This window comes from Streptomyces sp. WELS2 (assembly GCF_013870595.1).
In the GTDB taxonomy this organism is placed as follows: Bacteria; Actinomycetota; Actinomycetes; order Streptomycetales; family Streptomycetaceae; genus Streptomyces.
Genome location: NZ_JACBWZ010000135.1, coordinates 1 through 11617, shown reverse-complemented (window position 1 = coordinate 11617; position 11617 = coordinate 1). Strand labels below are relative to the sequence as shown.

The following is an 11617-nucleotide window of genomic DNA, read 5'->3' as shown; positions in this document are numbered from 1 at the left end:
GTGCTGCTGTCCGCCGTGGACCCGGGCGCCGGCCTGCGGGTACGGATCCCGGACGAGCTCACGCTGGACAACTTCCGGGCGGTCCTCACCCCCGACATCACCTACACGCCGCTGCTCAACAGCCTGCTGCTGTGCGGGGGCGGCACGGCGCTGACCGTCGGCTGCGCGGCCCTCGCCGCGTACCCGCTGTCCCGGTTCCCCTCCCGGCTGAACCGGCCGTTCCTGCTGACCATCCTGTTCGCGACCAGCCTGCCCATCACGGCGATCATGGTGCCGGTGTACGCCCTGTTCGTCCGGGTGAACCTGATCGACACCCTCCAGGGCACCGTCTTCTTCTTCGCTGCCTCCCAACTCCCCTTCGCCGTCTGGCTGATGAAGAACTTCATGGACAGCGTGCCCAGGGAGCTGGAGGAGGCGGCCTGGACGGACGGGGCCTCGGCCGCGCAGTCGCTGGTGCGGATCGTGCTGCCGCTGATGGGGCCGGGACTGGCCGTGGTGACGGTGTTCTCGTTCGTGATGATGTGGGGGAACTTCTTCGTCCCGTTCATGCTGCTGCTCAGCCCGGACCGGATGCCGGCCTCGGTGAGCGTCAACGACTTCTTCGGCAACCGGGGCATGGTGGCCTACGGCCGGCTCGCCGCGTTCTCCGTGCTGTACTCCACGCCGGTGATCCTGCTGTACGTCCTGGTGGCCCGGCGGCTGGGCGGCGGGTTCGCGCTGGGCGGCGCGGTGAAGGGGTGACGCCGCGAGGCCGGCCGACACCGGGTGCCGGGACCCACCCGGTGATCACCCCGTACGTTCCTACGATCCGTGATCTCGGCGGAACCGACCGTGGTCAGGCTCCCTCCGCGCCCCTACGTTGTGCGGGGTGCGCCAACCCTCAGCCCAACCGAACCCCCCTGCTCTCCCGTTCGACGCCCCGGCCGCCCGCAGGCTCCGCGCCGCGCTCGGCATGGGCCCCGAGCACGTCGCCTACGCCATGCGCGTCTCGTACGGACTGCCGTACGTCACCCCCGATCTCGTGATCGCCTGGGAGCGCGGCACCCTCTCACCCGGCAACCCCGAACTCACCGCGCTCGCGGGCGTGCTGTGGTGTTCGCCGGGTGAGCTGATCAGCCGGCCGCGGACCCTGCGCGAACACCGCATCGCCCGGGCCGTGGCGCCCGAGGACGTCGCCCACGCCGTCGGCATGGACCTGGGCGCGTACCTGAAGGCGGAGGAGAGCGGGGTATGGCGGGGCAACGAGCGCCAGTCGGCCGCGCTCGCGCGGATCCTCCGGCTGGCGCTGCCCGACTTCGTCGCCGTCACCGGCCGCGAGGCAAAGCTCGCGGAGCTGCTGCGCAGCGCGGTGACGACCCGCTGGCAGGCTTATGCGCGGCCGCTGCTCAGGCTCGTCCCCCTGGACAAGGACGTCCTGGAGCCGGTCCTCCAGGAGCTGCACCAGGACTACCAGGGGCACATGGCCGCCACCCTCAGCTGGGGCGGCGGCAGCCGGAGTGCCAGCGAACCGGGGCAGCGGTTCCTGGACGCCATCGTGGAGGCCTTCTGGCGGTCCGTGACGGACCGGACCGCCTGACGGACGGCGACCGCGGCCGGTCCTGTGCCCGGCGACCGCGGCCGGTTCTGTTCCAGACCGGCCGCGACCTGTTCTAGAAGACCGACTCGGCCTCGTCCATGCGGTCCTTCGGCACCGTCTTCAGCTCGGTGACGGCCTCCGCGAGCGGCACCATCACGATGTCGGTGCCGCGCAGCGCGGTCATCTTGCCGAACTCGCCGCGGTGCGCCGCCTCGACGGCGTGCCAGCCGAACCGGGTGGCGAGGACGCGGTCGTAGGCGGTGGGGACGCCGCCGCGCTGGACGTGGCCGAGGATGACCGGCTTGGCCTCCTTGCCGAGGCGCCGCTCCAGCTCGTAGGCGAGGGCGGTGCCGATGCCCTGGAAGCGCTCGTGGCCGTACTGGTCGATCTCGCCCTTGCCGTAGTCCATGGTGCCCTCGGCCGGGTGGGCGCCCTCGGCGACGCAGATGACCGCGAACTTCTTGCCGCGGGCGAACCGCTCCTCGACCATCTTGACCAGGTCGGCGGGGTCGAAGGGCCGCTCGGGCAGGCAGATGCCGTGGGCGCCGGCGGCCATGCCGGACTCCAGGGCGATCCAGCCGGCGTGCCGGCCCATGACCTCCACGACCATCACCCGCTGGTGGGACTCGGCGGTGGTCTTCAGGCGGTCCATCGCCTCGGTGGCGACGCCCACGGCCGTGTCGAAGCCGAAGGTGCGGTCGGTGGAGGAGATGTCGTTGTCGATGGTCTTCGGTACGCCGACGACCGGCAGGCCCGCGTCGGAGAGCATGCGGGCCGCGGTGAGGGTGCCCTCGCCGCCGATCGGGATCAGCGCGTCGATACCGAACTCCTCGACCATGTCGGCGGCGCCCTCGCAGGCCTCGCGCAGCCGGTCGCGCTCCAGGCGGGAGGAGCCGAGGATGGTGCCGCCGCGGGCCAGGATGCCGCTGACCGCGTCCAGGTCGAGGGGCCGGTAGTGGCGGTCCAGCAGACCGCGGTAACCGTCCTCGAAGCCGATGACCTCGTCCCCGTACTGGGCGACCGCCCGGTGCACGACCGAGCGGATCACGGCGTTCAGGCCGGGGCAGTCGCCGCCTGCGGTGAGAACTCCGATGCGCATCGTGCTGTGTCTCCTGCTCGCTGTCGTGTGCCGGTGAGCCAGTGACGATTCTTTCACGTCCGCCGGAGCGGTGAAGTCCTGACGGGCGCCTTATCCGTCAGCAGGGGTATTGTCAAGAGGGTTCGGCTCACCTTGGTGGGCGATTTTTATGCCACAGAGGCGACAGAAGCGACATGAGGAACGGAGTGGACACGTGACGCGCAGCGTGTACGTGACCGGGATCGACCGCGGTGACGGCCGCCAGGTCGTGGAGCTGGGGGTCATGGAACTCCTCACCCGGCAGGTCGACCGGGTGGGCGTCTTCCGTCCGCTCGTCCACGACGGACCCGATCGGCTGTTCGAGCTGCTGCGGGCCCGGTACCGCCTCGCGCAGGACCCGGCGACGGTCTACGGCATGGACTACCAGGAGGCGTCCGCGCTCCAGGCCGAGCAGGGCACGGACGAGCTGGTCTCCACCCTCGTCGACCGCTTCCACCTGGTGGCCCGGGACTACGACGTGGTCCTGGTCCTCGGCACCGACTTCGCCGGCACCCAGCTGCCGGACGAGCTGTCCCTGAACGCCCGGCTCGCCAACGAGTTCGGCGCCTCGGTCATCCCCGTGGTGGGCGGCCGCAAGCAGACCGCCGAGGCGGTGCTCGCCGAGACCCGCAACGCCTACCGCGCCTACGACGGGCTCGGCTGCGACGTGCTGGCCATGGTCACCAACCGGGTCGCCCGCGAGGACCGCGACGAGATCGCCGGGCGGCTGGCGAACCGGCTGCCGGTGCCCTGCTACGTGGTCCCGGACGAGCCCGCGCTCTCCGCGCCGACGGTCGCCCAGATCGCCCAGACCCTGGACGCCAGGGTGCTGCTCGGCGACGACTCCGGCCTCGCCCGGGACGCGATGGACTTCGTCTTCGGCGGCGCCATGCTGCCCAACCTGCTGGGCGCCCTGACCCCGGGCTGCCTGGTCGTCACCCCGGGCGACCGGGCCGACCTGGTCGTGGGCTCGCTGGCCGCGCACAGCGCCGGCACCCCGCCGATCGCCGGTGTGCTGCTGACGCTCAACGAGGTGCCGCGCGACGAGATCCTCACCCTGGCCGCCCGGCTCGCCCCCGGCACCCCGGTGCTGTCGGTGTCCGGCAACAGCTTCCCCACCGCCGAGCAGCTGTTCTCCCTGGAGGGCAAGCTGAACGCGGCCACCCCGCGCAAGGCGGAGACCGCCCTCGGCCTGTTCGAGCGCCACGTCGACACCGCCGAACTGGCCCGCCGGGTATCCGCACCGAGCAGCGACCGGGTCACCCCGATGATGTTCGAGCACAAGCTGCTGGAGCAGGCCCGCTCCGACAAGCGGCGGGTGGTGCTCCCGGAGGGCACCGAGGAGCGGGTGCTGCACGCGGCCGAGGTGCTGCTGCGCCGGGGCGTGTGCGACCTGACCCTGCTCGGCCCCGAGGACCGGATCCGCAAGAAGGCCGCGGACCTCGGCATCGACCTCGGCGACACCCGGCTGATCGACCCGGCCACCTCCGAGCTGCGCGACGCCTTCGCCGAGAAGTACGCGGCCCTGCGCGCCCACAAGGGCGTCACCGTCGAGCTGGCCTACGACGTCGTCTCCGACGTGAACTACTTCGGCACCCTGATGGTCCAGGAGGGCCTGGCCGACGGCATGGTCTCCGGCTCGGTGCACTCCACCGCCGCCACCATCCGGCCCGCCTTCGAGATCATCAAGACCCGGCCGGACGCCTCCATCGTCTCGTCGGTGTTCTTCATGTGCCTGGCCGACAAGGTGCTGGTCTACGGCGACTGCGCGGTCAACCCGGACCCGAACGCCGAACAGCTCGCGGACATCGCCATCCAGTCGGCGGCCACCGCGGCCCGGTTCGGCGTGGAGCCGCGGATCGCGATGCTGTCGTACTCCACCGGCACCTCCGGGTCGGGCGCCGACGTGGACAAGGTGCGCGAGGCCACCGAGCTGGCCCGCTCGCGCCGGCCGGACCTGAAGATCGAGGGCCCGATCCAGTACGACGCGGCCGTGGAGCCGTCCGTCGCGGCGACCAAGCTGCCCGACTCGGACGTGGCCGGACAGGCGACGGTTCTGATCTTCCCGGACCTCAATACAGGCAACAACACCTACAAGGCCGTGCAGCGCTCGGCCGGCGCGATCGCCGTCGGCCCGGTCCTTCAGGGCCTGCGCAAGCCGGTCAACGACCTGTCCCGCGGCGCCCTCGTCCAGGACATCGTCAACACGGTCGCCATCACGGCGATCCAGGCCCAGACCCCCGCCCACACCCCCACCGAGAAGGCGTCCCAGCAGTGACCTCCCCCACCCGTGTCCTCGTCCTCAACTCCGGCTCCTCGTCGCTGAAGTACCAGCTGCTGGACATGCGGGACAGCAGCCGCCTCGCGGTGGGCCTGGTCGAGCGGATCGGCGAGCAGACCTCCCGGATCGAGCACACCTGCCTCACCGGCGGCGGCACCCGCGAGCACACCGGCCCCATCGCCGACCACGAGGCCGCGCTGAAGACGGTCGGCGAGGAGCTGAGCCGCGACGGCCTCGGCCTGGACTCCCCCGAACTGGCCGCCATCGGGCACCGGGTGGTGCACGGCGGGATGTTCTTCACCGAGCCCACCGTCATCGACGACGAGGTGCTCACCGAGATCGAGCGGCTGATCCCGGTCGCCCCGCTGCACAACCCGGCCAACCTCACCGGCATCCGCACCGCCCGGGCGCTGCGCCCCGACCTGCCCCAGGTCGCCGTCTTCGACACCGCGTTCCACACGACGATGCCGGAGTCCGCGGCGCGCTACGCCATCGACCCGAAGATCGCCGACCGGCACCGCATCCGCCGCTACGGCTTCCACGGCACCTCGCACGCCTACGTCTCCCGGGAGACCGCCCGGCTGCTGGGCAAGGACCCGTCCGAGGTCAACGTGATCGTGCTGCACCTGGGCAACGGCGCCTCCGCCTCCGCGGTGGAGAAGGGCCGCTGTGTGGACACCTCCATGGGGCTGACGCCCTTGGAGGGGCTGGTGATGGGTACGCGGTCCGGTGATCTGGATCCGGCCGTCATCTTCCATTTGGCCCGGGTTGGCGATATGTCCATGGACGAGATCGACACTCTTCTCAACAAGAGGAGCGGCCTGTTCGGTCTGTGCGGGGACAACGACATGCGGGAGATCCGTCGCCGGATCGACGAGGGCGACGAAGAGGCCGCGCTCGCCTTCGACATTTACATTCACCGGATCAAGAAGTACATCGGCGCCTATTACGCGGTGCTCGGCACCGTGGACGCGGTGGCCTTCACCGCCGGGGTCGGGGAGAACGCGGCACCGGTGCGGGAGGCGGCGGTCGCGGGACTGGAGGGCCTGGGCCTTGCGGTCGACCCGGAGCGCAACGCCGTGCGCGGCGGCGGGGCGCGGCTGATTTCGCCCGAGTCCGCCCGGGTGGCGGTCGCCGTGGTGCCGACGGATGAGGAACTGGAGATCGCGACGCAGACCTACGCACTGGTCGGAAAGAACAACTGAATAGCACCTGAGCGGTGTGGCACTCATTTGTATCTTCCGCCAGACGGAATATTCCGTAGCGAAACAAACCGATAGGATCGCCCCATGCGCCGTTCGAAAATCGTCTGTACTCTCGGCCCCGCGGTCGACTCCCACGAGATGCTCGTCGCCATGATCGAGGCGGGCATGAACGTAGCCCGTTTCAACTTCAGCCACGGCACCCACACCGAGCACCAGGCGCGGTACGACCGCGTCCGGGCCGCGTCCAAGGAGACCGGCCGCCCCATCGGCGTCCTCGCCGACCTCCAGGGCCCGAAGATCCGTCTGGAGACCTTCGCCGAGGGCCCGGTCGAGCTGGAGCGCGGTGACGAGTTCGTCATCACGACCGAGGACGTACCGGGCGACAAGCACATCTGCGGTACGACGTACAAGGGGCTGCCGGGCGATGTCTCGCGCGGCGACCAGATCCTGATCAACGACGGCAACGTCGAGCTGAAGGTCCTGGACGTCGAGGGCCCGCGGGTGCGGACGATCGTCATCGAGGGCGGTGTCGTCTCCGACCACAAGGGCATCAACCTGCCCGGCGCGGCCGTGAACGTCCCCGCGCTGAGCGAGAAGGACGTCGAGGACCTGCGCTTCGCCCTCCGCATGGGCTGCGACATGGTCGCGCTGTCCTTCGTCCGGGACGCCAAGGACGTCCAGGACGTGCACCGCGTCATGGACGAGGAGGGCCGCCGCGTCCCCGTCATCGCCAAGGTGGAGAAGCCGCAGGCGGTGGAGAACATGGAGGACGTCGTCGCGGCGTTCGACGCCGTGATGGTCGCCCGTGGCGACCTCGCCGTCGAGTACCCGCTCGAGAAGGTCCCCATGGTGCAGAAGCGCCTGATCGAGCTGTGCCGGCGCAACGCCAAGCCGGTGATCGTCGCGACCCAGATGATGGAGTCGATGATCACCAACTCCCGGCCGACCCGCGCCGAGGCCTCGGACGTGGCCAACGCGATCCTGGACGGCGCCGACGCGGTCATGCTGTCGGCCGAGTCCTCGGTGGGCGCGTACCCGGTCGAGACGGTCAAGACCATGTCGAAGATCGTCACCGCGGCCGAGCAGGAGCTGCTGTCCAAGGGCCTGCAGCCGCTGGTGCCCGGCAAGAAGCCGCGCACCCAGGGCGGTTCGGTGGCCCGCGCGGCCTGCGAGATCGCCGACTTCCTCGGCGGCAAGGGCTTGATCGCGTTCACCAAGTCCGGTGACACCGCGCGCCGGCTGTCCCGCTACCGGGCCACCCAGCCGATCGTCGCCTTCACCACGGAGGAGTCGACCCGCAACCAGCTCACCCTGAGCTGGGGCGTCGAGTCCCACGTCGTCCCGTTCGTGAACACCACGGACGAGATGGTCGACCTGGTGGACCAGGAGGTCGCCAAGCTGGGCCGGTTCGACGCGGGTGACACCGTGATCATCACCGCCGGTTCGCCCCCCGGCGTGCCCGGCACCACCAACATGCTCCGCGTCCACCACCTGGGCGACCAGAGCAGCTGACCCACCGGGTCCGTGACACACCGAGGGCGCCCCCTGCGACAGGGGGCGCCCTCGGCCTTGTGCGGCTCCCGGACCGGTTTGCGCGACCGCTCAGTCGGTCGTGTACACGTGCATGCCGGGAATGTGCAGATTGCCGCCGAACTGGGCCGCCTGGACCACCTTGACGTGTGTGAAGTAGATCAGCGGGATGTTCAGCGGGGGCGGGCTGTCGGGGCTGAAGGTCACCGGGACCAGCCCGAACAGGTTCCCGGAGATGCTCTCGGTGTACATCACCGTGTCACCGCCGGTGATGGTGGACGTCGAGCCCTTGGCGGCCTGGACGTGGTAGGTCTTGCCGGCCTGCTTGTCCTTGACCGTCTGGTGCAGGTCACCGATCTCCGTACCCTTGGAGATGACGTACTTCAGCACCTTCTTCGTGGTGCCGTCCGCCCGCCTCACCTGCACGATGCCCTGGTAGTCGGCACCCTTGAGGTACAAGGAGCTGGCGTCCAGGTACCAGGGGTCGTCGGCCACCGCCACCGTGTTGTCGACGCCGCCCTCGCGGTCCGTGGCCACCGGGCAGTCCTCCGGGGAGACGGACGCGCTCCCGGACGGGCTCGGCGTGCCCGAGGGGCTGGACGGCGGGGTGGACGAAGGACTGGACGACGGGCTCGGGGTCGCCTCCCCGGCCGGGCCGGTGGTGTCCTTCTCGCCGGCCTTCGCACCGGTACCGGCGGTGTCGTCGGCCGCCTTGCGCGTGTCCCCGGCCGTGTCCTTGGCCGTGTCCCCGGCCATGTCCTCGGCGCCGCCGCCGGAGTTCGTGCCGGAGCCCCCGCCCTCCGGCGGCCGGGACGACGTAGGGGCCGGGGCCGGGGTCTGCGGGGTGGTGTCCGTGCCCTTGCCCCCGCCGCCGGTGAGGATGTCGCCGATCGTGTCGCCGATGGTGTCCAGGAGGTTCCCGTCCCGGGTCTTCGCCGACGCGTCCGTGCCACCGCCGGAGGCCGAACCCGGGTCCGCCGGGGCGGAGTCCGTCCCGGAGGAGCCCGAACCCGTGCCGGACGAGCCGGAGGTGTGCGCGTCCCGTCCGGCGGGAGCGGGGTCCGAGGTCGCGGTCGGACCGGGCGTGGCCTTGTCGTCGGAACCTGAATCCGGCGAAGAGGCCCCGCCCTTCTCCCGCGTCTTCTCGCTCCCGCTGCTCTTCTCCGGCGACGCCGCCTCCGACGCGCTGTCGGAGGCGGACGGCGACGGCGACTCGGAGGAGTCCTTGTCCTTGGCGTCCTTGGCGTCCTTGGCGTCCTTGGCGTCCTTGGCGCTCTTGTCGCCCTTCTCCTCGTCCAGCGCCTTGACGCAGGTCTCGTACTCCTCGCGCGTCAGGTCCTTGGCCGACGCGGACGGCGGCGCGGAAGGGGACGACGAGGAGTTGCCGTTGTTGTCGGCGAGGGCCAGCGAGGACGTGAATCCCATGCCCATGAGCACGGCCGTGGGCATCGCCACGGAGGCTATGGCCTTGCCGGCCGGCATGTGGAACCTGGTGAACAGTGGCTTCCTGGGGGCCGCGTGACGGGGCCCGGATCTCGCGCGGGACCCGTCCACGTCGGTCCCGCGCGTCACCTCGTCAGCCGGCACTGTGCCTCCCGTTCGCCCCGTTGGCCGGGTTCGTTCCTGACAGGTCGTTCGGGTCGTCCAGCCCGTACCCGCGCTGCTCCGGCAGGGGCGCGGCGGTGGGCGAACCGCCCTGGCCCGCCGCCCCGTCCGCCGGCTGCTGCCGCGCCGGGGTGCCCGGCGCCCAGGCGATGGCCATCGCTCCGCCGGTCAGCGAGCACAGGAACCCGACGATGAAGCCGCCGATGTTGGACAGCGGGATGGACACCAGCGCCAGCAGGATCGCCGCGACACCCCCGAAGACCCGGATGTGCTGCTGGAACCAGAGGATGACCCCGAGGGTGATGAGCAGTCCACCGATGATCAGGGAACTGGAGCCACCGGGCGTTCCGACCGTCATGCTGAGGTGACCGAGCTGCAGGTGCGCGTACGGGAAGTACAGGATCAGAAAGCCGCCGAGCATGACGAGCAGCCCGGCCCAGAACGGACGCGTGCCCCGCCAGGCGCGGAACTGCAGCCTCCGGCGGGTGAACTGACCGGGTGCGGCGGCAGGAGTCTCGGCGCTCATGGAAAACAGCTCCCTGGTGCGGCGTTGCTGTGGTGGTGATGTGGGCCGGTCGTGAAGACCCGGCCGGAGTGTGGACGGGCGGGGGCGCCACGGCTCCCCCGCCCGTCAGCCGGTGCTCAGTAGCACTCGATGTCCTTGCCGCTGCCCCTGTGCAGCGACATGTGCAGACCGCTGAGCTTGAAGGTTCCGGCGGTGGTCGCCCACGCCGTCTGCTTAACGCCGGTCAGGTCCACCGAGTCCGCCTGCTGCGCGAAGCCGAACGGGTTGGCCTGCTTGTTCTGGATCTCGGCGTCCTTCATGTGGGCGCCCTTGAGATCGCGTCCGGCGACGCCGATGTCGAGGCCGTTGAAGGTGGCGTCCGCCTGCAGGTCCTCGACGTCGATGTACAGGTTCTCCGCGTGGACCTGCTTCTTCTCGTCGGAGCTGTCACCCGCCTCCAGCCGCAGCGTGACATCGCCGATGATCGGAAGGTCGGGCGTCACGACCGACTGGCACATCTTCTGGATCCGGGCCGTGGTGAAGGCCGAGACCGCGACGGGGTGAGCCGCCTTCCCCCCGGTGAGGGTGTAGCCCTGGTCGATCGCGCCGTACTGCGAGAAGCCCTCGCCGTGCAGCGACTTCGCCGTCACCTTGAACGACTGCCCCGACACACTGAACGAAGCCGCGAGAGCGCCCTGCGCGAGGGCGACACCTATCGCGGCTGTAGCGGCCACGCTGGGCACCATGACCACAGCGAACCGCTTCCATCTGGTCCCGCCACGCACCTGGGACTCCATATTTCCTCCTTCTCGGACGTACATCTCCTGGCCCGGACTCGCCCTCGGTCGGCGGCTCAGCCGGGCAGGGATGGGAGAAGTGCTACGTCCTCGGAAAGGAGAGCGCCCGCACTCGGCGGCGCACTGCGCGCCCGAATCACCGGCGATCACCCCCGAGCGACAACCACTGGGTCGCGCCTGACACACATCACGCACAACCTTGCTGGACAGGCTTCGCCGGAGTGACGAAGACCCCCCTGCCCTGGACCCGGCGCCACTGCCGCCGGCCCCGCTCGGTGGGGACCCAGATTGCCTCGTGACCCGGCCGGCTGCCGGGGTACGGGAATGGACCGAGCGTCGCCGATCGTGGTGCATTCTCGGCCTGGACACAAGGGGGTTCGTTACTGGCTAGTAACGGGGGGATAACCGGAGGACGACCGACCGGTCTCGGAGCGCGACTTACGGTGGCATCGTCGGGCAGAGCAAAGCCGTTGATCCCTGGACGAATCCAGACAGACCAACGGCTTCGATTTACTCGCAGTAACAGCGGCCGCGTTTCCCAAGATTTGGTAAAGCGCGGCCGCCGTGACACCTTGGCGGAGAATCCTTCACCACGGCATCACAAGCCGTGGCCGGGTACCGCCCCTCAGAAAAGGGCGCGCGCGAGGGCCCTGCGAGCCGCCACGACCCGCGGGTCCTCCGGGCCCACCACCTCGAACAGCTCCAGCAGCCGGCGCCGCACCGCGTCCCGGGCGTCACCCGCCGTGCGCTGCACCGTCTCGATGAGCCGGCCGAACGCGTCCTCGACATGACCGCCCACCAGATCCAGGTCGGCGGCGGCGATCTGCGCCTCGGCGTCCTTGGGCTTCTCGGCGGCCTCCCGGCGCACCTTCTGCGGGTCCATGCCCTGCACCCGGCGGAGCAACTCGGCCTGCGCCAGGCCCAGCTTGGCCTCCGGGTGGGCCGGGTCGTCGGCCAGTACGTTCTGGTACGCCCGCACGGCCCCGTCCAGGTCGCCCGCG

At 70.4% G+C, this 11617-nt stretch carries 10 protein-coding genes; 5 read left to right on the top strand and 5 right to left on the bottom strand.

Annotated features, from left to right (window positions below):
• The coding region (locus H5J33_RS11470; RefSeq protein ID WP_181794794.1) for a carbohydrate ABC transporter permease at window positions 1-741 on the top strand (741 nt) is incomplete at its 5' end.
• 127 nt (window positions 742-868) lie between these two features.
• Window positions 869-1576, top strand: coding sequence for an XRE family transcriptional regulator (locus H5J33_RS11465; protein WP_181794793.1), 708 nt, complete (start codon window positions 869-871; stop codon window positions 1574-1576).
• Between the two features lie 73 nt (window positions 1577-1649).
• Here the strand turns inward: H5J33_RS11465 and H5J33_RS11460 are convergent, their stop codons facing one another.
• Window positions 1650-2675 (bottom strand): ATP-dependent 6-phosphofructokinase, encoded by a 1026-nt coding sequence (locus tag H5J33_RS11460; protein ID WP_181794792.1) that lies wholly within the window; start codon window positions 2673-2675, stop codon window positions 1650-1652.
• A 193-nt stretch (window positions 2676-2868) separates the two neighbouring features.
• Between H5J33_RS11460 and pta the strand changes: the two genes are divergently transcribed.
• The 3 genes from pta (at window position 2869) to pyk (ending at window position 7691) form a co-directional block, all read left to right on the top strand.
• Window positions 2869-4971 carry a phosphate acetyltransferase gene (gene pta / locus H5J33_RS11455; protein ID WP_181794791.1) on the top strand — a complete coding sequence of 701 codons (2103 nt, stop codon included), beginning with the start codon at window positions 2869-2871 and terminating at the stop codon, window positions 4969-4971.
• Window positions 4968-6179: an acetate kinase gene (locus H5J33_RS11450; RefSeq protein ID WP_181794790.1), complete on the top strand. Its 1212-nt coding sequence runs from the start codon at window positions 4968-4970 to the stop codon at window positions 6177-6179. Before pta ends, H5J33_RS11450 begins: the two co-directional genes overlap by 4 nt.
• Before the next feature lie 84 nt (window positions 6180-6263).
• Entirely contained in the window at window positions 6264-7691 is a 1428-nt protein-coding gene (pyk, locus tag H5J33_RS11445; protein WP_181794789.1) for a pyruvate kinase, read from the top strand.
• Window positions 7692-7781: 90 nt separating this feature from the next.
• On the opposite strand, the gene H5J33_RS11440 is transcribed toward pyk, so the two are convergent.
• The 4 genes from H5J33_RS11440 to H5J33_RS11425 form a co-directional block, all read right to left on the bottom strand.
• Complete coding sequence (locus H5J33_RS11440) at window positions 7782-9191, bottom strand: hypothetical protein (protein ID WP_220212226.1); 1410 nt, start codon at window positions 9189-9191, stop codon at window positions 7782-7784.
• 94 nt (window positions 9192-9285) lie between these two features.
• Window positions 9286-9840, bottom strand: coding sequence for a DUF6114 domain-containing protein (locus H5J33_RS11435; protein WP_181794787.1), 555 nt, complete (start codon window positions 9838-9840; stop codon window positions 9286-9288).
• 116 nt (window positions 9841-9956) lie between these two features.
• A complete protein-coding gene (locus H5J33_RS11430) occupies window positions 9957-10616 on the bottom strand; it encodes a DUF6230 family protein (protein WP_181794786.1) in 660 nt (219 codons plus the stop codon).
• Between the two features lie 625 nt (window positions 10617-11241).
• The coding region (locus H5J33_RS11425; RefSeq protein ID WP_181794785.1) for a tetratricopeptide repeat protein at window positions 11242-11617 on the bottom strand (376 nt) is incomplete at its 5' end.